At 64.5% G+C, this 23,232-nt stretch carries 20 protein-coding genes and 1 tRNA gene; 14 read left to right on the top strand and 7 right to left on the bottom strand.

Features of this window, described 5'->3' with window-relative positions; genetic code table 11:
* Positions 1-68 precede the first annotated feature (68 nt).
* Positions 69-1,217: a hypothetical protein gene (locus AC1D09_RS04510; protein WP_477663962.1), complete on the top strand. Its 1,149-nt coding sequence runs from the start codon at positions 69-71 to the stop codon at positions 1,215-1,217.
* Positions 1,218-1,246: 29 nt separating this feature from the next.
* On the opposite strand, the gene AC1D09_RS04505 is transcribed toward AC1D09_RS04510, so the two are convergent.
* Positions 1,247-2,116, bottom strand: a complete 870-nt coding sequence (locus tag AC1D09_RS04505; protein ID WP_477663961.1) for a glycine-rich domain-containing protein — start codon at positions 2,114-2,116, stop codon at positions 1,247-1,249.
* Position 2,117: 1 nt separating this feature from the next.
* Positions 2,118-3,182, bottom strand: coding sequence for a UDP-N-acetylmuramate dehydrogenase (gene murB / locus AC1D09_RS04500; protein WP_477663960.1), 1,065 nt, complete (start codon positions 3,180-3,182; stop codon positions 2,118-2,120).
* Between the two features lie 69 nt (positions 3,183-3,251).
* Between murB and AC1D09_RS04495 the strand changes: the two genes are divergently transcribed.
* Both AC1D09_RS04495 and AC1D09_RS04490 read left to right on the top strand, forming a co-directional pair.
* Positions 3,252-3,737 carry a YajQ family cyclic di-GMP-binding protein gene (locus tag AC1D09_RS04495; RefSeq protein ID WP_007866093.1) on the top strand — a complete coding sequence of 162 codons (486 nt, stop codon included), beginning with the start codon at positions 3,252-3,254 and terminating at the stop codon, positions 3,735-3,737.
* Between the two features lie 88 nt (positions 3,738-3,825).
* Positions 3,826-4,497: a retropepsin-like aspartic protease family protein gene (locus AC1D09_RS04490; protein WP_477663959.1), complete on the top strand. Its 672-nt coding sequence runs from the start codon at positions 3,826-3,828 to the stop codon at positions 4,495-4,497.
* 18 nt (positions 4,498-4,515) lie between these two features.
* Here AC1D09_RS04490 and plsY read toward each other — a convergent pair whose 3' ends face one another.
* The 3 genes from plsY to AC1D09_RS04475 all read right to left on the bottom strand — a co-directional run bounded on the left by plsY (position 4,516) and on the right by AC1D09_RS04475 (position 6,874).
* A complete protein-coding gene (gene plsY / locus AC1D09_RS04485; protein WP_477663958.1) occupies positions 4,516-5,148 on the bottom strand; it encodes a glycerol-3-phosphate 1-O-acyltransferase PlsY in 633 nt (210 codons plus the stop codon).
* Positions 5,149-5,193: 45 nt separating this feature from the next.
* Positions 5,194-5,706, bottom strand: a complete 513-nt coding sequence (locus AC1D09_RS04480; protein WP_477663957.1) for an aminoacyl-tRNA deacylase — start codon at positions 5,704-5,706, stop codon at positions 5,194-5,196.
* A gap of 106 nt (positions 5,707-5,812) precedes the next feature.
* Complete coding sequence (locus AC1D09_RS04475) at positions 5,813-6,874, bottom strand: aldo/keto reductase (RefSeq protein WP_477663956.1); 1,062 nt, start codon at positions 6,872-6,874, stop codon at positions 5,813-5,815.
* A 271-nt stretch (positions 6,875-7,145) separates the two neighbouring features.
* Between AC1D09_RS04475 and AC1D09_RS04470 the strand changes: the two genes are divergently transcribed.
* Positions 7,146-7,811 carry a YiaD family glycine zipper/OmpA-like lipoprotein gene (locus tag AC1D09_RS04470; protein WP_477663955.1) on the top strand — a complete coding sequence of 222 codons (666 nt, stop codon included), beginning with the start codon at positions 7,146-7,148 and terminating at the stop codon, positions 7,809-7,811.
* 53 nt (positions 7,812-7,864) lie between these two features.
* On the opposite strand, the gene AC1D09_RS04465 is transcribed toward AC1D09_RS04470, so the two are convergent.
* Positions 7,865-9,634 (bottom strand): acetate--CoA ligase, encoded by a 1,770-nt coding sequence (locus AC1D09_RS04465; RefSeq protein ID WP_477663954.1) that lies wholly within the window; start codon positions 9,632-9,634, stop codon positions 7,865-7,867.
* Positions 9,635-9,642: 8 nt separating this feature from the next.
* Here AC1D09_RS04465 and AC1D09_RS04460 point away from each other — a divergent pair, with 8 nt between their 5' ends.
* The 6 genes from AC1D09_RS04460 (at position 9,643) to AC1D09_RS04435 (ending at position 16,608) form a co-directional block, all read left to right on the top strand.
* Complete coding sequence (locus AC1D09_RS04460; RefSeq protein WP_477663953.1) at positions 9,643-10,581, top strand: alpha/beta fold hydrolase; 939 nt, start codon at positions 9,643-9,645, stop codon at positions 10,579-10,581.
* Between the two features lie 73 nt (positions 10,582-10,654).
* Positions 10,655-11,759, top strand: a protein-coding gene (gene prfB, locus AC1D09_RS04455; RefSeq protein WP_139200916.1) for a peptide chain release factor 2 whose coding sequence is annotated in 2 segments (ribosomal slippage) — positions 10,655-10,735 and positions 10,737-11,759 — 1,104 coding nt in all. Because the reading frame shifts where the segments join, the coding sequence is not laid out codon by codon here.
* A gap of 83 nt (positions 11,760-11,842) precedes the next feature.
* A complete protein-coding gene (gene pepN, locus AC1D09_RS04450; RefSeq protein WP_477663952.1) occupies positions 11,843-14,566 on the top strand; it encodes an aminopeptidase N in 2,724 nt (907 codons plus the stop codon).
* Between the two features lie 18 nt (positions 14,567-14,584).
* On the top strand, positions 14,585-15,442 hold the full coding sequence (locus AC1D09_RS04445) for a tetratricopeptide repeat protein (RefSeq protein ID WP_477663951.1): 858 nt from the start codon (positions 14,585-14,587) through the stop codon (positions 15,440-15,442).
* A gap of 59 nt (positions 15,443-15,501) precedes the next feature.
* The gene (locus AC1D09_RS04440; protein ID WP_477663950.1) at positions 15,502-16,509 is read left to right on the top strand and encodes a class 1 fructose-bisphosphatase; all 1,008 of its coding nucleotides are present in this window, start codon (positions 15,502-15,504) and stop codon (positions 16,507-16,509) included.
* Positions 16,510-16,532: 23 nt separating this feature from the next.
* Positions 16,533-16,608: transfer RNA gene (locus tag AC1D09_RS04435), tRNA-Thr, on the top strand.
* A 256-nt stretch (positions 16,609-16,864) separates the two neighbouring features.
* Here the strand turns inward: AC1D09_RS04435 and AC1D09_RS04430 are convergent.
* Positions 16,865-17,872, bottom strand: a complete 1,008-nt coding sequence (locus AC1D09_RS04430) for a serine hydrolase domain-containing protein (RefSeq protein ID WP_477663949.1) — start codon at positions 17,870-17,872, stop codon at positions 16,865-16,867.
* Positions 17,873-18,282: 410 nt separating this feature from the next.
* Between AC1D09_RS04430 and AC1D09_RS04425 the strand changes: the two genes are divergently transcribed.
* The 4 genes from AC1D09_RS04425 to AC1D09_RS04410 are packed head-to-tail and all read left to right on the top strand — an operon-like array spanning position 18,283 to position 23,126.
* Complete coding sequence (locus tag AC1D09_RS04425) at positions 18,283-19,941, top strand: ShlB/FhaC/HecB family hemolysin secretion/activation protein (RefSeq protein WP_477663948.1); 1,659 nt, start codon at positions 18,283-18,285, stop codon at positions 19,939-19,941.
* A gap of 23 nt (positions 19,942-19,964) precedes the next feature.
* Positions 19,965-22,265 carry a two-partner secretion domain-containing protein gene (locus AC1D09_RS04420; protein WP_477663947.1) on the top strand — a complete coding sequence of 767 codons (2,301 nt, stop codon included), beginning with the start codon at positions 19,965-19,967 and terminating at the stop codon, positions 22,263-22,265.
* Between the two features lie 11 nt (positions 22,266-22,276).
* On the top strand, positions 22,277-22,732 hold the full coding sequence (locus tag AC1D09_RS04415) for a FecR family protein (protein WP_477663946.1): 456 nt from the start codon (positions 22,277-22,279) through the stop codon (positions 22,730-22,732).
* A 52-nt stretch (positions 22,733-22,784) separates the two neighbouring features.
* Positions 22,785-23,126 (top strand): hypothetical protein, encoded by a 342-nt coding sequence (locus AC1D09_RS04410; RefSeq protein WP_477663945.1) that lies wholly within the window; start codon positions 22,785-22,787, stop codon positions 23,124-23,126.
* Positions 23,127-23,232 lie beyond the last annotated feature (106 nt).

Below are 23,232 nucleotides of genomic sequence, written 5' to 3'. Positions count from 1 at the left end.
TGGGTTTTACGGGCGGCTCCTTGATACCTGGCAGGGCCGCTCCCGCGGGCAAAGGTCTCAGCAGGGTGATGACGGCCGTTGCCGTGGTGCTGGCCATTTTTCCCGCGCTTTTCATGTACTCGATGCTGCGCTGGGTCTGCGTGCTGCTGCTGCTGGTCATGGCCGCGCGCGCACCTTTCATGCATACCCGGCGTGATCTCTATCTGTGCCTGACGACCTGTTTCACCGTGAGCTTCATGGCAGCGACCCATCACGCGGCCGACTGGACTCTGTGGCTCTACCTGGGCCCGGCCTGGATATTCGCCGGGCTGGCCTTGACCTGGGACTACGCGCCGTCCAGGGCCATCGGACACGCGACGCGGCTGGGCATGAACCTGGGCTTTGTCGCGGCCACGGCGCTGATCGCCGCACTGCTGTTTTTCTTCGTGCCGCGCCCGCCGGTGCTCGGTTTCGGCTTTATCCCTCCCGCGGGCGATGCTTCAGGCCTGCTGGGCCAGCCCGCCGGCAAGCCCCCGGGCGAAGCCGGAACGGGACAGAGGCAAGGCGCAGCCAAAACCGTCGGTCCAGGAGACGCCCCGGGCGGCATGGCAGGCGAAGGCCATGACACGGCAAGAAGCCAGAGCTGGCAGAGTCGCTGGCAGGAGATGCTGAAGAAAATGCGTCCGGCACTCAAGGACCCGGCCATGCCGCAATGGCAAAAAGACCTTCTCGAAAAACTGCTCGACCTGGGGGAGATGCCGGGAGAGCCGCAAACCCGGCCCGGCAAGTCCGGTTCGGGCGGCAGTCCCTCCATGATCGAAAAAGCAGCGGATGCCATCGCTTCGCTGGTGGCGTTGTTGCTGGCGTTGTTGCTGGCCTGGCTGATCTATCGCTGGCGTTACTGGCTGGGCATTGAGCTGCTGCATTTCGCCGCCTGGCTGCTGGCCCCTGTCCGTCCCATGTTGTCGATGCGCCTGTCGGCGCAGGCCATCAAGCTCTGCTTGAGGGAGGCCGGCCATCAAAGCCTGTCCGGCCAGTCAGTGCGGGAATACGTCGCAGCCGCGCCGGGCCAGCCGGAACTGGTACGCCGCTGGTTGGGCTACGCGGTGGAGCTCTATTGCGAGACCCGTTTTGGCGCCGCCCCGGCCACACACGCCAGGGCCAGAAACATGCGCCGGGCAGTCAGCGCAGCTACCCAGGTCGTCAAAGGTTACGCGCCCGAGCTCAGAAAGCCTTGAGGCGAAAGCCCGCGAGGGATGCCTGCGCGCTAGTCGCCGCCCCCACCGCACCCCGAGCCGCAACCCGAACTGCATCCGCTGCTGCCATCCGAAGAATCCCCGCTGCTGCTGGACTCGCTATTGCTCGAGGACTGGCTGCCGCCAAAGCCGTCGGCGTCGCCGCTGTAGCTGCCGTCTGAAAAGCTTTCACCGCAGTAGGTGTGGACCCCGCCCTGCCCATCCTCGCGGCGCACGCCCTTGCAATCGGCCATGTAGACAAAGCCGCCGGGAATCGCGAACTTGGCGTCGAGGGCGAACAGCAGCGGCAGCCGGCTGGGCTGCTTGGGGTTGATGGACTCGTCGCGGCAGGCCCAGAACCAGGCGCGGCGCAGGCCGTCGTTGGTCGAAGCCTTGCGGCCCAGCACCTCGGCCGGCACATGGTCGATGAAGCGCCCTATCACCAGGTCACACCACTCGCGGTAGGCCGAGGTGTGCAGGATGAACTCGTGCCACATGCTATCGACTACCTGCGAGGGCATGGCGACAAAACGCTTGTTGCTGCGCTGGCAGGCGATGAAGAACTGGCGCAGGCCGCGTTCCACGAGTTCGGTATCGCGCAGGCTCAGGTGCGGATAGGCGTCCATCAGCTTGCGCCTGAGGAAGCGGGGCAGCGGCGCTTCGCGGACCAGCCGACTGCGCTCGCGGGCCGCCCAGATGCCGGCGGTCAGCATGAAGGCGAACGAAACGAAAATCGCGCTCATGCCCCAGCCCGGCGGACGCCAACCCGTCAATATCGCGCCCAGCATCAAGCCAACCCAGACGAAGGCCAGCATGGCCGCGGTGGAACGCGAATGCCGCAGCACCAGCCGGCGCAAGGGCGATACCTCCGGGCCCCGATACACTTTTCCTAAACGTGCCATGTCAGACCACCACCGGTTCAGGCTCCAGCAGGATGCCGAAGCGTTCATACACACTGGTCTGGATGGCTTTCGCCAGCGTCATGACCTCGCCGCCGGTGACCGGGTCGGCCGTGCCGCCGCGGTTGACCAGCACCAGCGCCTGCTTTTCGTAGACGCCGGCATTGCCTATGGATTTGCCTTTCCAGCCGCAGGCGTCTATCAGCCAGCCCGCGGCCAGCTTCACCGCGCCGTCGGCCAGGTGGTAATGAACAATCTTGGGTTCGCGCTGGATGATGTCGGCGCACTGCTCGGGCGAGACCGTGGGGTTCTTGAAAAAGCTGCCGACGTTGCCAATCACCTTGGGGTCGGGCAGTTTGGCCTTGCGGATCTCGCAAATCCACTCGTAAATCTGCATCGCATCCGGCGCCTGCACACCCAGCTGCTGCATCTTTTTCTCGATGTCGGCATAACCCAGCACGGGCTTCCAGGCTTTGGGCAGGGCCAGGCGCACCCGGGTGATGACGGCTTTGCCTTCCAGCCCGAAGCCGTGGCCGCCCGGGGCGGGGGCCGCGCTGCTGTGCTTGAACACCGAATCGCGGTAGCCGAAGGCGCATTGCGCGGCATTGAGGGAAAAAGCCTGGCCTGTCGTCAAATCGATGGCGTCCAGCGACTCAAAGCGGTCCTGCAGCTCCACCCCGTAAGCGCCTATGTTCTGCACCGGCGACGCGCCCACCGTGCCGGGAATCAGGGCCAGGTTCTCCAGGCCGGGGTAGCCGTTTTTTAAGGTCCAGCTGACCAGGTCGTGCCAGTTTTCGCCGGCGCCGGCCTCGATGATCCAGGCCTTGGCGTCTTCGCGCAGCAGCCGTTTGCCCATGATCTCGACCTTGAGCACCAGCGGCTTGACGTCGCCGGTCAGCACGATGTTGCTGCCGCCGCCCAGCACGAACTTGGGCGCGGCCTTCAGGGCCGGATCCCGCAGCACGGCGGCAATATCGGCTTCATCGGCCACCCGGACCAGGCTCAGGGCCTTGGCCACGATGCCAAAGCTGTTGGAATGCTGGAGCGGAACGTTTTTCTCGACTAACATCCGGGGGATTGTCTCACCCCGACGCCTCCCCCTTACTCCCTTACCGTCCCCCTCATAAAGACCCGCACCATGCCCTCTTTCGACACCGTTCTTGAAGCCGATCTGGTCAAGGTCAAAAACGCCGTGGAAAACACCGGCAAGGAAATCGCCACGCGCTTCGATTTCAAGGGTACCTCCGCCTCCATAGAGCTCAAGGACAAGGACATCACGCTGATCGGCGACAGCGACTTCCAGCTCGACCAGATCAACGACATCCTGCGCAACAAGCTGACCAAGGCCGGCGTGGACATCCGCTTCCTCGATATCGGCAAGGCCGAAAAAATCGGCGGCGACAAGGTCAAGCAGGTGTCCAAGGTGCGCAACGGCATTGAAGCCGAGCAGGCCAAAAAAATCCAGCAGCTCATCAAGGGCAGCAAGGTCAAGGTTCAGGCCTCCATCCAGGGCGACGCGGTGCGCGTGACCGGCGCCAAGCGCGACGACCTGCAGACGGCCATGGCCATGATCCGCGCAGAAATCAGCGACTTTCCGCTGAGCTTTAACAATTTCAGAGACTGAATATATGCCCCCCACGCTCCCCACTGCGTGTGGTTCGCTGCCCCCCGAGGGGGCTGTTTCGGCTTGGGGCGGCCCGGCGCCGAAACGTATGACCCCCACGCTTGCCACGGCCGTGGCGCCGTTGCTGGCGGCACTCGCGCTGCTGCACGGCGCCGCGCAAGCCCAGACCGTGGGCCTGGCCGGCATGCTGGGCAACAAGGCTTTGCTGATTGTGGACGGCGGCCCGCCCAAGACGGTGGCCCCCGGGGAAACCCACCAGGGCGTCAAGGTGGTTTCCACCACGGGCGACCAGGCGGTGGTGGAGCTGGGCGGCAAGCGCCATGCGCTGCGCATCGGCGAAGCTCCCATGAGCGTGGGCGCCGGCGGCGGCCCGGGCACGCAGGCCGGGCAAGGCACCCGCATCGTGCTGACGGCGGGCAGCGGCGGCCACTTCATGACGCAGGGCCAGATCAACGGAAAGATGGCCCAGTTCCTGGTCGATACCGGCGCCAGCGCCGTGTCCATGTCGCTGGCCGATGCCGAGCGCATGGGCATTGACTACAAATCAGGCCGGCCCGTACAGCTGACCACGGCCAACGGCACCATCCTCGGCTGGCAGACCTCGCTCGCCTCGGTGCGTGTCGGGGATGTGGAGGTGTTTAATGTGCCGGCCGTGGTGGCCGCGCGCGAGATGCCTTTTATCCTGCTGGGCAACAGCTTCCTCACGCGCTTCCAGATGAACCGCACCAATGAAGAGATGGTTTTAACGCGGCGTTTTTGAGTGGCTCTTTGGAGTGGCTCAGGCCTTTTTGGCGCTTCCCAGTTTCGACTCCGTGCCCTTGAGCAGCTTGCTGATGTTCTCGCGGTGGCGGTACACCAGCAGCGCGCTGATCGCGAACATCACCAGCAGCATGGCCTTGTCGACATACCAGGCTTCCCGGTCGCCGAAGAGGTAATACAGGGGCGCGAAGGCCGCGGAAACCAGGGAGGCCAGCGAGGAGTAGCGCGAGAAAAAGGCAATGATCACCCAGGTCGCCAGCGTGGCCAGGCCCAGCACCCAGCTCACGCCCAGCAGCACGCCCGCCGCCGTTGCCACGCCCTTGCCGCCCTTGAACTGGAAGAACACCGGGTACAGATGCCCGAGGAAAGCCGCGAAGCCGACGGCGGCCATCGTGCCGTCGCCCAGGCCGTAGTCGGCGCCAAACCATTTCACCAGCACCACCGGCAGCCAGCCCTTGAGGCCGTCCAGCAACAGGGTCGCGATGGCGGCCGGCTTGCTGCCCGAACGCAGCACATTGGTGGCGCCCGGGTTTTTGCTGCCGTAGCTTCTGGGGTCGCTCAGGCCCATGAGCTTGCTGACGATGACCGCGAAGGACAACGAGCCGAGCAGGTAGGCCAGCAGCGTGGCGACTGTTGAATATGCGTAAACCATGTGTCCCTCTTTATGTATGGTGGCGGCCGGCCTGTAGGCCCGCGCTCAGCCGTAGCCGGCGGCGTTGTCCAAACTCAGCGCGCAATTCACCGATTTTGCACCGAGCAATGTGACGCACACCTGCGGGTCCAGCCCGACCAGGTAACCGCGCCGCCCGCCGTTGATGGCGATTCTAGGCAAAGCCAGGATGCTTTCCTCGATATAGACCGGCATGGCCTTGCGCGTGCCGAAGGGCGAGGTGCCGCCCACCAGGTAGCCGCTGTGCCGGTTGGCGACCTCGGGCTTGCAGGGCTCGACCGACTTGGCGCCTATCTGCCGCGCCAGGTTTTTGGTCGAGACCTTGCGGTTGCCGTGCATCAGCACCAGCAGCGGCCTGGCGTCCTGGTCTTGCATGACCAGGGTCTTGACGACGGTGAAGGGATCAAAGCCCAGCACCTCGGCGCTGTGCTGGGCGCCGCCATGCTCCAGGTACTCGTAGGGGTGCTCGGTGAAGGCCACCTTGCTGGCCTTCAACAACTGCGTGGCCGGCGTTTCGCTGACGTGGCCTTTCTTACTCACCAGGTCGCTCCACACCAAGGGTCGGCGCGGAACCGGCTTCGCCGGGCCGCAGCGGACGCCCCCCGGAGGGGGGAGGCGCCGAAGGCGCGTCGGGGGGAAGCCATCTCTAGAGCGCGGGGTCCCGCAGCTCCCAACGAATCTTGTCGATCTCGGCCAGAATTTCGGGCGTCAGCGTGGTACCCCAGACATCCAGGTCTTCATCAAGCTGCGCGACCGAGGTCACGCCAATGATGGTACTGGCCACCTGCCACTTGGTGTAGCAAAAGGCCAGCGCCATCTGCGTGGGCGTCAGGCCGTTGGCGCGCGCCAGCGCGTTGTAGCGCCGCGCGGCGGCCAGCGCCTCGGGGCGGCCCCAGCGCTGCTTGCGCGTGGAGTCGAATTTGGCGATGCGCGCCTCCTTGGGCGCGTTCGCGCCTTCGAAGCCCGATTCGTCGTACTTGCCCGTCAGCAGGCCGAAGCCCAGCGGCGAATAGGCCAGCAGCGAAACACCCAGCCGGTGCATGCTTTCGTCCAGGCCGTTTTCCACCGTGCGGTTGACCAGGCAGTAGGGGTTCTGCACCGAGGCCACGCGCGGCAGGCCGTGCTGCTCGGCCAGGCGCACAAACTCATGCACGCCGTAAGGTGTTTCGTTCGACAAACCTATGGCGCGCACCTTGCCGGCCTTGACCAGGCCGGCCAGCGCCTGCAGCTGTTCGTGGATGGGCGTGGCGGAGCGTTCCTGCGCGGGGTTGTAGTACAGCGCGCCGAAGGCCGGCACATGGCGCTCGGGCCAGTGGATCTGGTACAGGTCAATGACATCCGTCTGCAAGCGCTTGAGGCTGGCGTCGCACGAAGCCACGATGTCCTTGGCCGTCATGCCGCTGCCTTCGCGCACCCAGGGCATGCCGCGCGAGGGGCCGGCCACCTTGCTGGCCACCACCACCTTGGCGCGTGCTGACGGGTTTTTGGCGAACCAGTTGCCGATGATGGTCTCGGTGGAGCCGAAAGTCTCGGCGCGCGCCGGCACCGAATACATCTCGGCCGTGTCCAGGAAGTTGACGCCGCGCGCCAGCGAGCGGTCCAGGATGGCGTGCGAGGTTTTTTCATCCACCTGTTCGCCAAAGGTCATGGTGCCCAGGCAAACAGGCGTCACATGCAGGTCGCTGGAGCCGAGTTGAACTTTATTCATGGGATTTGCGGGTTGAGGAGAAAAGACGACGAAAAGCGTTGTTGCGCCAATGAGAAAGCCGTGTGACGGACTTCACGAAACGGCTAGTTTAAGGGCTCAGCTCGCGGCGTGCAGGAGGCCTGATTCGGGCCCTTGTCTTACAACTGCTCACCAATTGCCTGCCTAGTATTCACAGACCGGCGATTTAATCCCTGCGTGGCTGAATCCTGAACTGAATTCAAAAGCACACTTTCATAACGACATCGTCCAATTTTTCCCGAGGAGAATTTCCATGAACAAACTGACCATCACTTCCCTGAGCTGCGCCGTCCTGGCGGCCGTCACGCTGTCCGGCTGCGCCAACATGACGGAAACCCAATCCGACACAGCCAAGGGCGCCGGCATAGGCGCGGTGGCGGGTGCGCTGCTGGGCGCGGCCACCGGCGGCTCCAAGGGCGCGGCCACCGGCGCGGTGCTGGGCGGTGCGGTCGGCGCGGGCGGCGGCTACATCTGGTCCAAGAAGATGCAGGACCAGAAAGCCGCGATGGAACGCGCCACCGTGGGCACCGGCGTGGCCGTGAGCCAGACCACCGACAACCGCCTGAAGCTGGACATCCCCAGCGACGTCTCGTTTGACGTGGGCCGCTCGGCCATCAAGCCCAACTTCGCGCCCATCCTGAACCAGTTCGCGACCAGCCTGAACCAGAACCCGGTCACGACGGTCACCATCATCGGCCACACCGACAACACCGGCTCGGACGCCATCAACAACCCGCTGTCTATAGACCGCGCCGATTCGGCCCGCGACTACCTGGTCAGCCGCGGCGTGGCCCGCACCCGCATCGTGACCGACGGCCGCGGTTCGCGCGAGCCTGTGGCCGACAACAGCACGCAGCAAGGCCGCGATAAAAACCGCCGCGTCGAAATCTATGTGGCAGAGCAGGTCGCAGCCCGCTGAACATTGGGTAACTCATAAAAAAAGCACCTTCGGGTGCTTTTTTTATGTCCGCGTCAGGCCGGCGACTGCGCCTTGAATCTTTCCTCCTCCTGCAGGCGCAGCACGCGCCGCTGCACCTTGCCCGTGGTCGTCATGGGCAGCGCGTCTATGAATTCGATCTCCTTGGGGTACTCATAAGGCGCCAGCATGTTCTTGACATGGGCCTGCAGCTTCGCGGTGAGTTCCTCGTCAAAGCCGGCCGCACCACCCGGATGCGCCGCGCGGGCCGCGACCTGGTCGGGCGCGATCACCACATAGGCCTTGACGACGGCGCCACGTTCGCGGTCGGGTTTGGGCACCACGGCCGCGTTGGCGACGGCCGCGTGCTTGACCAGGCAGTTTTCGATTTCACCAGGGCCTATGCGGTAACCGGCGGCCTTGAACACGTCGTCGGCGCGGCCCTCGTACCAGAGATAGCCCTCGGCATCGCGGCGCGCCAGGTCGCCGGTGCGGCACCAGTCGCCGGTGAACTTGTTGCGGGTGGCGGTTTCTTTCTTCCAGTAGCCCAAAAAGAAAATCGGGTCGGGATCGCCGTGCACGTCATAACGGTTCACCGAGACATCGCCAGGCACGCCCACAGCGCATTCATTGCCTTCGTCGTCTATCACCGCCACGCGGTGGCCCGGGTAGCCTTTGCCCATGCTGCCCGGCCGGGCGGGCCAGAAGCGGCTGCAGTTGCCCACGACGTAGTTGATTTCGGTCTGGCCGAACATTTCATTGACGGTGACGCCGAGCTGCTCCTGGCAGTAGGCAAACACCGCATCGCCCACAGCCTCGCCGGCGCTCATCATGGCCTGCAGCGTCAGTTTGAACTGTTGCCTGGGTTTGGGATAAGCCTTCATCATGGCCTTGAGGGCCGTGGGAAACAAAAAGGTGTGCGTCACACCCTGCTCCGCCATCAGGCTGAAGGCCAGCTCGGGGCTGAAGCGCCCGTTAAAGGCGACGATGGGCCGGCCGAAATACAGGCTGGGCAGCAAAGCATCCATCAAGCCCCCGGTCCACGCCCAGTCCGCCGGAGACCAGAAAACCGCGTCCGATTTTTTGTTCGTCTTGCCGTCGAAGCCAAACCAGTTGTGGCTGCAGACAAAACCCGGCAAGTTGCCTATCAATGCCCGGTGCGGCAGCAGCGCGCCCTTGGGCGGGCCGGTGGTGCCGCTGGTGTAGATCAGGATGGCGCCTTCGTCGGCCTTGGTCTTGACGGCCGTGAAGACGCCCTTTTGCGCCGCAAGTGCGCTTTCATAGCCGAGATCGCCCTGGCCCTGGGCACTGCCGGCGGCGATCACCGTGCGCAGCGCCGGGCAGTTGCCGCGAATCGCCTTGAGGCTGGCGATGGAGCTTTCATCGCAGACGGCCACCACGGCATCGCTGTCCTGCAGCCGGTATTCCAGCGCCTCGGGCCCGAACAGCATGGACAGCGGCATGGCCACCGCGCCCATCTGGAACACCGCCATATAGGCCACGGCGGTTTCCAGGCGCTGCGGCATCACGATGGCGACGCGGTCGCCGCGCTGCACGCCCAGGCCCGTCAACACCTGGCTTAGCGCATCGGCGGCCTTTTGCAGCTCCTGGAAGCTGTGCAACACCGTCTTCGCGCCCGGCTTGTGAGCCCGGATGGCGGTTCGGGGCTCGGCCCGCGCCCAGCGGCTGCAGCAGGCCTCGGCGATGTTGAAAAATTCATCCACCTGCCAGCGAAAGCCGGCGTGCAGCGCCGCGTAGTGGTCGGCTTGTGCGTTGGCCGGCTTGTCTCTGTGTTGACTGCGCTTTGTGTCTTGTCTCTTTATCATGGGGTCCAATGTACAAAGAAAAACGCTCCTCCCGCAGCGAGTTTGTCCCTATACGCGGCCTCAGTTACCACGTCCGCCTGTGGGAAAGCCCCTCGGGCACAAACCCCGCGCTGCCGCCACTCGTTTTGGTCCATGGCTGGATGGACGTCGCCGCCTCCTACCAGTTCATGGTGGACGCCCTGTCCGACGCCTTCACACAAGGCCGCACCATCATCGCGCCCGACTGGCGCGGCTTTGGGCTCACAGGCTCGGGCCCGGACGGCAGCCCCGCCGACAACTACTGGTTCGCCGACTACCTCGCCGACCTGGATTTTTTGCTGGCCCACTATGTGGGCGAACAAGCCGTGGACCTGGTCGGCCACAGCATGGGCGGCAATGTCGCCATGCTGTATGCCGGCGTGCGGCCCGCGCGCATACGGCGGCTGGTCAACCTCGAAGGCTTCGGCCTGCCGCCCAGCAAGCCCGAACAGGCGCCGGGCCGTTATGCCAAATGGATGGACGAGCTCAAAAGCCTGCGGCGCGGCGAACTCGCGCTCAAGGCCTATGACGGCGTGGACGGCGTGGCGCGCCGCCTCATGAAAACCAACCCGCGGCTGTCGGCCGACAAGGCGGGCTGGCTAGCCAGCCACTGGGCACGGCCCGATGCGACGGGGAAATGGAACATCCTGGGCGAAGCCGCGCACAAGATCACCAGCGCCCAGCTTTACCGCGTCGACGAAGCGCTGGCGATTTACCGCTGCATCAGCGCGCCCACGCTGGCCGTCGAGGCCTCCGACGATTCGCTGGCCACCTGGTGGCAGGGCAAATACAGCCTGGCTGAGTACCACGAGCGCCTGAAACAGGTGGCCCAGGCCCAAGTCGCCGTGGTCCAGGACGCCGGCCACATGCTGCACCACGACCAGCCGGAACAGCTGGCAACACTGATTGAGGGCTTTCTGGAGCAGTAAGGCCCGTGTCATGAGAAAATGACGGGTTCAGCCGCCCCCTTGCGGCTACCACCTTATTCAGGACAGAAGAATCATGGAAGCAGAACGCATCAACCTCATCAGCAACCAGCTCGTGGACCTCAGCAACCGGGTCAACGAGCTTCGGGGGTATCTTTGACTACCCTGCCAAAGAACGAAAGCTGAACGAAGTCAACGCCGCCCTCGAAGACCCCAAGGTCTGGGACAACCCCAAGCGCGCGCAGGAACTCGGCAAGGAAAAAAAATCGCTGGAAGACGTGGTCCACGTCATCGACCGCCTGAGCTCGGAGCTCTCCGACAACAGCGAACTCTTCGAGATGTCCAAGGGCGAAGGCGACGACGCCGGCATGGCGACGATTGAAGGCGAGGCCGCCAAGATCGCGGCCGAGGTCGAAAAAATGGAATTCCGCCGGATGTTCAACAACCCGGCCGACCCCCTGCCCTGCTTCCTGGACATCCAGGCCGGCGCCGGCGGCACCGAAGCCTGCGACTGGGCCAGCATGCTGCTGCGCCAGTACCTCAAGTACGCCGAGCGCAAGGGCTTCAAGACCACGGTCGAAGACGAATCGCCCGGCGACACCGCCGGCATCAAGGGCGCAACCATCAAGATCGAGGGCGAGTACGCCTTCGGCCTGCTGCGCACCGAAACCGGCGTGCACCGCCTGGTGCGCAAGTCGCCCTTCGACTCCTCGGGCGGCCGCCACACCTCGTTCGCCTCGGTGTTTGTGTATCCCGAAATCGACGACTCCATCGAGATCGAGATCAACCCGGCCGATGTGCGCACCGACACCTTCCGCGCCAGCGGCGCCGGCGGCCAGCACATCAACAAGACCGACTCGGCCGTGCGCCTGACGCACATCCCGACCGGCATCGTGGTCCAGTGCCAGGACGGCCGCAGCCAGCACAGCAACCGCGACGTGGCCTGGAAGCGCCTGCGTTCGCGGCTCTACGACTTCGAGCTGCGCAAGCAGCAGGAAGCCCAGCAAAAGCTGGAAGACACCAAGACCGATGTGGGCTGGGGCCACCAGATCCGCAGCTATGTGCTGGACAACAGCCGCATCAAGGACCTGCGCACCAACGTCGAGGTCTCGGCCACGCAGAAGGTGCTGGACGGCGACCTGGACGTTTTTATCGAAGCCTCGCTGAAGCAGGGCGTTTGATGCCCGTGGCGGCCGGCGCGGCCGCCCGGGTGTTTTTGTTGAGTGATTGTTTGAGTTTTTAAGATTGTTTTGAGGAAGTAGCCATGTTGCAAATGCCCGATGACCGTGGATCTGGACAAGGGCCCACGGTGGTCATCAACCGCGCCGACTACATCGCCCCCGCCTACTGGATAGACACCGTCGACCTGTGCTTCGACCTGGACCCGGCGAAAACCCGTGTGCTCAACAAGATGAGCCTGCGCCGCAACCCCGATGTGCCGCCCCAGCCGCTCAAGCTCGACGGCGAGGAGCTCAACCTGGCGCGCGTGCTGGTCAACGGCCAGGGCACCTCCTTCAAGATGGAAGGCAGCCGCCTCGTGCTGGAAAACCTGCCCGAAGGCAATGAGCCCTTCGAGCTGGAAATCTTCACCACCACCTGCCCGGCCAAGAACACCAAGCTGATGGGTCTCTACGTCAGCAACGACTCCTTCTTCACGCAGTGCGAGGCCGAGGGCTTTCGCCGCATCACCTACTTCCTGGACCGCCCCGACGTGATGGCCAGCTACACCGTGACCCTGCGCGCCGACAAGGCCCAGTACCCGGTGCTGCTGTCCAACGGCAACCTGGTGGACCAGGGCCCGCTGGAGCCCGGCCCCAACGGCGCGCGGCATTTCGCCAAATGGGTGGACCCGCACAAAAAGCCCAGCTACCTGTTCGCCCTGGTGGCGGGCCAGCTGGTCAGCCGTGAGCAGCGCATCACCTCGCGCGCCGGCAAGCAGCACACGCTGCAGGTCTATGTGCGCCCCGGCGATCTCGACAAGACCGAGCACGCCATGGCCTCGCTGATGCATTCGGTGGCCTGGGACGAGGCCCGCTTCGGCCTGCCGCTGGACCTGGAGCGCTTCATGATCGTCGCCACCAGCGACTTCAACATGGGCGCCATGGAAAACAAGGGCCTGAACATCTTCAACACCAAATACGTGCTGGCCAACCAGGCCACCGCCACCGATGTGGATTTCTCCAACATCGAGAGCGTGGTCGGCCACGAGTACTTCCACAACTGGACGGGCAACCGCGTCACCTGCCGCGACTGGTTCCAGCTGAGCTTGAAGGAAGGCCTCACGGTGTTCCGCGACCAGGAGTTCAGCCAGGACCTGGCCGGCGCCCCCTCGGCCCGCGCCGTCAAGCGCATCGAGGACGTGCGCGTGCTGCGCACCGCCCAGTTCCCCGAGGACGCCGGCCCCATGGCGCATCCGGTGCGGCCCGACAGTTATGTCGAGATCAGCAACTTCTACACCGTCACCATTTACGAAAAAGGCGCCGAGGTCGTGCGCATGATGCAGACCCTGGTGGGGCGCGAGGGTTTTGCCCGCGGCATGACGCTGTATTTCGAGCGCCATGACGGCCAGGCCGTGACCTGCGACGACTTCGCGCAGGCGATTGCCGACGCCAACCCCATGTCGGACCTGGCGCGCCTGCTGCCCCAGTTCAAGCGCTGGTACAGCCAGGCCGGCACGCCGCGCGTGCGCGCCCAAGGCCGCTACGACGCCGACGCCCGCACTTACACCCTCACGCTGTCGCAAAGCTGCGCACCCACGGTGGGCCAGCCCGTCAAGCAGCCGTTTGTGATCCCGGTCGGCCTGGGCCTGCTGGGCGCGGACGGCCAGGATTTGCCGCTGCAGCTGGCTGGTGAAAGCCAGGCCCCCGCCAGCACACGCACCGTGGTGCTCACGCAGGCCGAAGAGACCTTCACGTTCACCGGCATAGCCGCCGAGCCCGTGCCTTCCATCCTGCGCGGCTTCAGCGCCCCGGTGGTGCTGGAGTTCGGCTACAGCGACGCCCAGCTGCTGCACCTGCTGGCGCACGACAGCGACCCCTTCAACCGCTGGGAAGCCGGCCAGCGCCTGGCCGTCAACCGCGCCATCGCGGCCATCACCGCAGACGCCACTCCCGCCGCCGTGCTGGACGAGGCCTACCTGGACGCCATGCGCCAGGTGCTGCGCCACCCCACGCTGGACGCGGCCTTCAAGGAGCTGGTGCTCACGTTGCCGTCCGAAACCTACCTGGCCGAGCAGCTCGAGGTGGTGGACCCGCAGCGCATCCACGCGGTGCGTGAAGCCATGCGCCTGCAGCTGGCCACGGCCCTGGCGGCCGACTGGGAGGCCGTCTACGACGCCAACCACGACACCGGCGCCTACACACCCGACCCCGTCTCCAGCGGCCGCCGCGCGCTCGCGGGCATGGCATTGACCTATCTGTGCCTGGCGGCGCAAAGCACCGGCGATACCGACTGGCCGCGCAAGACCCTGCAGCGCTTCAAGGACGCCGGCAACATGACCGACCGCTTCAACGCGCTGGCCGCGCTGGTCTCCAGCGGCCATGCCCTGGCCGGCGAGGCACTGCCGCTGTTCCACGCCATGTTCAAGGACGAAGCCCTGGTCATCGACAAATGGTTCGGCCTGCAAGCCGGCGCGCCGGATCGCGGCGGCAATGTGCTGCCGGCCGTCAAGCAGCTCATGAAGCATGCCGACTTCAGCCTGCGCAACCCCAACCGCGCGCGCAGCGTGGTCAGCACCTACTGCCAGGGCAACCCGGCCGGCTTCCACCGCGCGGACGCCGCCGGTTATGTGTTCTGGAGCGAGCGCGTGATGGAACTCGACGCCATCAACCCGCAGGTCGCCGCCCGCCTGGCACGCGCCCTGGACCGCTGGAGCAAGCTGGCCGAGCCCTACCGCAGCGCGGCACGCGAGGCGATTGCCCGCGTCGCGGCCAAGACCGACTTGAGCAAGGACACGCACGAAGTGGTCTCTCGCGCACTGGCCGACTGAACACCGACGGCACCCGCCATGGCGCTCTTCACATTCGGTACCCCCGCACAGCGGTTTGCGAAGAAGTTCAACCCGCTGCGCGACACGGTGTACGACGCCGGCGGCATGTTCAGCGGCTCGCGCATGTCGGCCGACCTGGCCGCGCTGGAGCCCCTGGCCGAGGCCGTGGGCGCCGACTCCGCCGAGCTGGCTGATTGGCTGTGGCTGCAGTTCGTGGTGTTCCGCAAACGCCAGCTGCATACCGAGGGCCTGCCCCTGGGCCTGCGGGCCCTGGCCCTACGCGCGGCCAGAGGCGGCCTCACGCCCACCGAGCGCTACGAACAGCACTACGCCCTCGGCGAGTCGGCCCTGGAGGCCGAGGACTACGACACCGCCGTCGAACACCTTCAGCAATCGGCCCACTGGGCCGCACACGAAGGGGCCACGCTGAACACCGACCAGAAGCTGGGCATTCGTGAAGAGATAGGCTACGCCCTGCACGAGGCCGGCCGCTTCGCCGAGGCGCTGGCGCACAACCGGCAACTGCTGGCCGATGCACAAAGTGCCTTCGGCTCCGCCACGGACGAGCGCCTCTCGGGCCTCATCAACAACCTGGCGCAAAATGCCTATGAGCTGGGCGAGCATGCGCAGGCACAGGCCTGGCTGCAACAGCGCCTGGCGCTGGGCCAAGCCTTGCAGGACACCGACATCGTGCTGGACACCTTGTTCCAGCTCGGCGTGCTGGCGCACGAAACGGACCAGCCGGCCGAGGCGCGCGCCCTCTTCCAGCAACGCGTGGACATTGCCCGCGCGAAGGACGACGAGGACCTGCTGGAGGGCGCCCTGGCCACGCTCGCCGAATTTGAAGAACGCGAACAGCAAGGCGAGCCCGGCTAGGCGCCCCGCCCAACCCTGCGCCGCCCAACAAACCACCCCTTAACCGAACGGAGCCCCCCATGTCCCAAAAAATCTCCCTGACCCGCTACCTGGTGGAGCAGCAGCGCATGGACGGCCACATCCCGTCGCAGCTGCGGCTGCTGCTCGAAGTGGTGGCGCGCGCCTGCAAAAGCATCAGTCAGGCCGTCAACAAAGGCGCGCTGGGCGGTGTGCTGGGCACGGCCTCCAGCGAAAACGTGCAAGGCGAAGTCCAGAAAAAGCTCGACATCATCGCCAACGAGGTGCTGATCGAAGCCAACGAATGGGGCGGCCACCTGGCGGCCATGGCCTCGGAAGAGATGGACAGCATCTACGTGGTGCCCAACCGCTACCCGCAGGGCGAATACCTGCTGCTGTTCGATCCCCTGGACGGCTCCAGCAACATCGACGTCAACGTCAGCATAGGCACCATCTTCAGCGTGCTCAAAAAGCCTGAAGGCCATGCCGGCGTCGAGGAAAAAGACTTTCTGCAGGCCGGCAACAAGCAGGTCGCGGCCGGTTACTGCATCTACGGCCCGCAGACCACCCTGGTGCTGACGGTCGGCGACGGCGTGGCCATGTTCACGCTGGACCGCGAGCAGGGCTCTTTTGTGCTGACTGAGGAAAACGTCAGGATTCCCGAGGACACCAAAGAATTCGCCATCAACATGAGCAACATGCGGCACTGGGACGCGCCGGTGAAACGCTACATCGACGAATGCCTGCAAGGCAAGGACGGCCCGCGCGGCAAGGACTTCAATATGCGCTGGATCGCCTCCATGGTGGCCGACGTGCACCGCATCCTGACCCGCGGCGGCGTCTTTATGTACCCCTGGGACAAACGCGAGCCCGAAAAGGCCGGCAAACTGCGCCTGATGTACGAAGCCAACCCCATGAGCTGGCTCATAGAACAGGCCGGCGGCGCCTCCACCAACGGCAAACAGCGCATCCTCGATTTGCAGCCAACCAAGCTACATGAACGGGTCAGCGTGATGCTGGGCTCCAAAAATGAGGTCGAACGGGTGACCTCCTACCACTCCGGGCTATAATCTCGGGCTGTATTTCAAATTAAGCCGGTGTAGCTCAGTCGGTAGAGCAGCTCATTCGTAATGAGAAGGTCGGGTGTTCGATTCATCTCTCCGGCACCAATTCAGCGGGAAATAGCGATAGTGGTCACTTACGGTGATTGCTGAGGTCACTTCTGGTGACGGTCGGCTTTCCGCATTAAAAAGCCTCCCTTGTGGAGGCTTTTTCTTTTCCGACTGCTTTTGGGACTTGGCTCCACTCATGATTGCTAACGACGAGCGGAGCTTCGCGCTTCAGCATAGTTGCTGACGCGCCCGCAGCCCCGGCAAAGAAAGGACGCTCTGCGAAGACGCGACAACCACAGCCACCTGCGCGCTTTCACTCGTCGAATGTCTTGCCGATCTGCAGCCAATCTAAAGAACGATGCCGACCCGGCAGAACTTCCGGGAGAACATGTCGGGCCAATCGCAAACCGCTTGCTGAGTTGGCGAACCACACCACCGCGTCTTTCGTTTCGAGGTTGCCCATCACGAATGCACGAAAGCCCGGATTATGTCCCCAATGGAAGAAGCAGCCTTGCGACGGCTCCAGGCCCCAACCGAGTCCCCAAGCTACGTCTTTTTCCTCTGCAGCATCTGAATTCAAGACGTCGTCGACACCCTCTCTTGCTGCGATCATTGGTGTAAACCACCGCGTATGCATCGTCGATGACAGGCCGGTTCCACGAAGCACCGCCTGCACGAAATGCGCGTAATCCGTCGCGGTCGTCAAAAGCGACCATGAGGCTGCCGCTTTGACTGGACGCCGCTTGGAGACAGCTTGTCCATTTATTTCTCGTCCTTGCGCATGGTTGGACTCGAACCGGTCCTGCCAATTCAAACTAGAGTCAGTCATTCCGAATGCCTTGAAGACCCGGGTGCAGGCGACCTCCTCCAAAGGACTATCCGTCAATCGTTCGATCGCTTGTTGCAGCCAGCCAAAAGCGCTGCTGCCATAGTTGAACCGCTCGCCAGGCGCGAAGTAGGTCTTCAGCGGTGTGCCTGCTCCTGCGATGTTAGGAAGCCCGCTTGAGTGGGTAAGCACATGCAGAGCGGTAATTGCCTTAGCTCGTTCATCGTCTGCCACAAAGCTTCCACAGATCGCATGAAGCGGTCGGTCAAGATCGAGCAACCCTTCCTCCGCAAGCTGAAGGGCAATAAAGGAAACCACTGGCTTCGTGAGCGATGCGGCTTCGAAAACGGTGCGGCTGTTCACTGCGGCGCCGTCGTGGGCGCCCCGAATCCCAACGGCATAAGTCGAAGCAATCTTACCGGACCTCAACGTCGCAAGCGACAAGCCATGAGTTGCCTTCTGAACTCGGGAGTCATGCAGAATTTTTTCAAGCATAGGTGTGTGTAAACGAAATGGCGCCACGACAGCGTGGTGTCTAAGGCGTTTGAGTATCGCTCCAGCGCCGACCAATGCTTGGTGTGCATCGGACTCAACTGCTCGGCCGCCAATCAATACCTCCAGGTATGCCATCCGTTTGGCCTGTTCGATTCATCTCTCCGGCATCAATTGAGGCCCTTGTTTTGCAAGGAACAGGGGCCTTTTTTATTCCTTTCTGGCCCATTCGCTCCTCGCGAAACTGCGGTGAGATGACAACAAAACCGAGTTCACTGCGTAAATTAGCCGGCTGAAAGCATGCCTTTCACTTACGTCCTGTTACGATCAACCAAGCCCTGAACACAGCCCTTTGAGAGCTCCATTTTCCAAGTCCATTTGTTCAGCCCACTGGTCCCCGTGGATAGGAACAAATGAGTCGCTTGATCACTTACCTGGCCCGTTGCGGCCTCACCGGCATGCTGGCGATGGCCGCTGCCACCACCGCACTCGCCGCCGATGAGCGTTTTGAGATCACGCGTTTCCAGGTGGAGGGCAACACCCTGCTGCCCGCGGCGGAAGTGGATCGCCTGGTGGGCCCTCTCGCCGGCCCGCAGCGCGGTTTTGCCGATATCCAGCTTGCAGTCGAGGCCTTGCAGCAGGCTTATCGCAAGGCCGGCTACAGCACGGTGCTGGTCTCGGTGCCCGAGCAGGAACTGGCCGGTGGCGCGGTGAAGCTGCTGGTGCGGGAGACCGTGATTTCCTCGATCACCGTGACCGGCAACCAGCATTTCGACGAAGCCAATATCCGCGCGAGCCTGGTGCGGCTGCAGGTGGGCCGTTCGCCCAGCCTGGGCGCAATTTCGGAATCGATACAACTGGCCAATGAAAGCCCGGCCAAGCAGGTCGGCGTGACCTTGGCCGAGGGCGAGAAGCCGGGCACCATAGACGCCAAGGTGCTGGTCGACGACCACAAGCCGCTGCGCTTCATCACCACGCTGGACAACACGGGCTCGCCCTCCAGCGGGCGCTGGCGCACCGGCGTGGCCGTGCAGCATGCCAACCTTTTTAACCGCGACCATGTGGGCACGCTGGCCTACACCACCTCGCCCGACAGCCCTTCGGGCGTGAACCTGAATGTGTATTCGGTGGGCTACCGCGTCCCGCTGTATGCCTATGGCGACAGCGTCGACTTTATTTACGGCAAGTCGAGCGTCAATTCGCCCGCCAGCTCGCCGGTGCTGGGCGGCCTGCTGGGCTTTACGGGCAAGGGCGACGTGTACGGCTTGCGCTGGAACCACTTCCTCGGCCGCAGCGGCGAAAGCACTTCCAAGCTGGTGCTGGGCCTGGACCACAAATTCATCGACTCGCGCTGCGAAGTCGGCGGCGTCACGGTCAGCATCGCGCCGCCCACGCCGCCGATTGCCTCCTGCGTGCCCTACAAGACCACGCCGCTGAGCATCACCTATAGCAGCCAGAGCGAGGGCGCCGACCAGGTGTCGGGCTATAGCGTGGGCCTGTCGCGCAACATTCCCAGCGGCGAGCGCTACACGAATATCGACGGCCGCACGGACCGCTACTCTTACCTGACGCCGGGCAACCGCAGCACGCGTGACGATTTCATGGCCGCGCGCGCGAGCGCCTCGCTGTTCAAGTCTTTGGCCAGCGGCTGGCAGCTTCGCCTGGCCGGCAGCGCACAGTACACCGACACGCCGCTGCTCGCGGGCGAGCAGTTCGGCCTGGCCGGATCGACGACGGTGCGCGGCTTCCAGGAGCGGGCGGTGACGGCCGACAGCGGCATCGTGGCCAATGCCGAGCTCTATACGCCGGAGCTCTCCGGCCGTGTCGGGCTGCCGGGCCAGCTGCGCGGGGTGTTTTTCATTGACGCGGGCCATGGCAGCAACAACAAGGTGGGCAGCAGCGGCCTGCCCGGCAGCGTCACGGTGTCCAGCATGGGCGCCGGCCTGCGTTATGTGATGAGCCGCGATTTCAGCCTGAACGTGGACCTGGCGCGCGTGAACAACGCGGGCAGCTCCCTCACGGAAAAACGGGGCGACTGGAATGCCCACCTGAGCGCCTCGCTGGCGTTCTGAAGAAGAACACAAGGTAGACCACCATGCCCATGTCCACGCACTTGCATTCCGGCCCCCTTCGCCTCTCGCTGCTGGCCAGCGCCCTGTTGCTGGCCAGCGCCACGCAGGCTTTTGCCCAGGGCTTGCCGGCCAATGCCCTGCCCACGGGCTGGAACGTCACGTCCGGCAGCGCGAGCTTCGCGCAGAGCGGCAACACGCTGACCATCAACCAGACCAGCCAGCAGGCCATCGCCAATTTTTCGAGCTTCAATGTGGGCTCGGCCGCGCTGGTCGACCTCCGCCAGCTGAACAGCTCGGCAGCCCTGCTGGCCAGGGTCAACGGCGGCGACCCTTCCCAGATTCTTGGCGGAATCCGGGCCGACGGCGCCCTGTGGCTGATCAACCAGGCCGGCATCATGGTGGGCCCGGGCGCGCGCATTGACGTGGCGCGTTTCATCGCCAGTTCGCTGAATGTGAGCGACAGCGATTTCCTGGCCGGCCGCATGAACTTCAAGGGCACGGGCACGCCGGGCGATGTGCGCAACGCCGGCACCATCAACGCGGCCAGCGGCGGCAGCATTTACCTGGTGGGCGCCAATGTCGCCAACACCGGCAGCCTGAATGCGCCCCAGGGCGAGGTACTGCTGGCGGCAGGGCAAACCGTGCAGCTGGTGGACACGGCGACGCCGGGCGTCAGCATTGCCATCACCGGCACGCCGGGCGAAGCCAGAAACCTGGGACAGATCACGGCCGAAGCCGGGCGCATAGGCCTGGCCGCGGGCCTGGTGAGCAACAGCGGTACGATCAGTGCCTCCAGCGCGGTGCGCGAGGGAGGCCGGATTTTCCTGCGCGCCTCGGGCGATGTCAGGACCTCTGCGACCTCCAGCATCAGTGCCAACGGCACGACGGGCGGCAATGTGGTGCTGATCGCCGAGAACGCGGCATCGATAGACGGCCAGGTGTCGGCCACGGGCAGTGCTGGCCGCGGCGGTTATGTGGATACCTCGGGCCATCGTTCACTCGACGTGGTGAACGTGCCGACGGTCGGCCAGGGTGGCGAGTGGCATATAGACCCCTTCAGCATCGAGATCGTGGCCGCCGGGCCGGACGGCGGCGTTGTGGGCACCAATGCCATCACATCCAATGAGACCGGCGCCCATATCAACGCGGCGACGATTGTTGCCCAGCTCGATGCCGGCACGAATGTGAGCATCACCACGGGCACGGGCAACCCCGCCCTGGACATGGTGCACGGCGACATCACGGTGTCGGCCGCCATCACCAAGAGCGCCGGGGGCGATGCGGCTTTGACGCTGAACGCCAACAACAACATCATCATCAACGCGCCCATCACCAGCAGCTCGAACAAGCTGGCCCTGAACCTGAACAGCAACTACCTGAACAACTACCCGGCCGACAACCACGCGGTGCAGCTCAATGCCGACCTGGCCTTGAACGGCGGCGCGCTCACCGTGTCGCAAAGCGGGGGCATTGGCAACGGCACACTCAATATCGCGGGCGGCACGACAACGCTGGCGGGCGGCTCGGCCATCAACGCCTCGGGCGTCAATGTGCAGGCCGGCGGCACGCTGGCCGGTACCGGCACCCTGGCGCTGGGCGGCACCGGGACGCTGCTGAACAACGGCACCGTGTCACCGGGCAGCGCAGGGTCCGCCGGCACGCTGTTTGTCCAGGGCAAGTACACGCAGGGCAGCACCGGGGTGCTGAACATCAGACTGGCGGGCACCGACAGCTTTGACAGGCTCGCCATCAGCAACACCGCCAGCCTGAACGGCAGGCTCAATGTCCGCGGGCTCAACGGCTTTGTGCCGCCTGCCGATTCGACCTACAACTTTCTGACGGCAACGGGTTCGGGCAGCGGCAGTTTCAGTACGGTCGACGCACCCAACATCACCTCCGGCAACGGCACGGCAAGCCTGGCCCTTAGCTACCCCGGAACAGGCACTACCGTTGCCCGCATCACGGCAACCGCTTCGTCGGCGAACATCTGCGCGATTGCGCCGGGTTCAGCGCTCTGCCAGGTGCTGTCGGCCGCCATCCCCGTCGCGGTCGCGGTGCAGCCCGCCACCACGGCCGTCACCACGGCCTTGGACTCCAGCGTCAGACCGCTCGCTACCGGCGCAGCGTTGTTCTTTACCCCGCCGCCAAGCGAATCCACCCCCGAGCAGGTCGCCTCCATGCCGGTCTCCATCCCGGCGGCCGGCAGCGCGGGAACACAAGAGGACAAGGACAAGCTGGCTCCCGACAAAAAGGACGACAAGTCGACGGAAGTCAAAACGACCGTCGCCAAAAACGAGCCGTCCAAAAAAATGTATTGCAATTAAAGGCGCATGACATGAAGCAGCCAACTTTTTTCACCCGCCTGCTCCCCGCATTGGCACTGGCCCTGCTGGCGCTGGCCCCGCTGGCGCAGGCCCAGGTGGTGGGCACCGTCACCAAGGTCTCGGGCCTGATGGTGGCCAAAAGCGCCGAGGGCCGCAGCCGGGTGCTGGCCGAGAACTCGCCGCTGCGCCAGGGCGACACCATCAGCACCGGGCGCAATACCTTCGGCCGCCTGGAGTTTGTGGATGGCGCGGCCATGGTGCTGCAGCCCGAGTCCCTGCTGGTGCTGACGCGCTACCGCTACGACGCGGGCAAGCCCGAACTCGACAAGGTGGAGCTGGAACTGGCGCAAGGCGGCTTCAGCAGCACGGCCGGCGCATTGGGCAAACGCAGCCAGGACGCCACCGTGATCACCACGCCTGCGGGCAATCTGCAGGGCAGCGCCAGCATGGAGGTTTCGCTCAGGTAGCTATAAGGCCGCCCGAGCAACTTCTTCGACAACCCACATCGCAGGAAACCCCATGAAAAAATTCACGTCGATCTCGCTGGCCTTGCTGGCCGCGCTGGCCTCCACCGCGGCCCTGGCGCAGAACACTCCGGCCATACCCTCGCCCACCGGCGCGCGCGCGCCGGGGCTGTATGTGGCCGTGCTGGACGGTTTGATCAAGGTCACCAACCCGGCCGGCACCACGAATTTCGCGGCCGGCCAGTTTGGCTACACCGCCTCGCCTATGCAGGTGCCTGCCATGGTGCCGAAAAACCCGGGGCTCCCATTCACGCTGCCGCCGGCGTTCAACCAGCCGACCTCGCCCACCGGCTCGTCGACCGGTGCCAGGCCCGCAGTGGATTGCATCGTGCGCTAAACCCCGGATACCGCGCCCGGCAAGGCTGGAGCCCGGTCTATCTTCGCGGCCCCCTGGAAAGCCCCTGTTCTTGCGAACCAGGGGCTTTTTGACGCCATCACGCAGC

This window comes from Polaromonas sp. P1_A2 (genome assembly GCF_056406895.1).
Note: the sequence above shows the minus strand (reverse complement) of the source record. Positions and strands in the feature narration are given on the sequence as shown.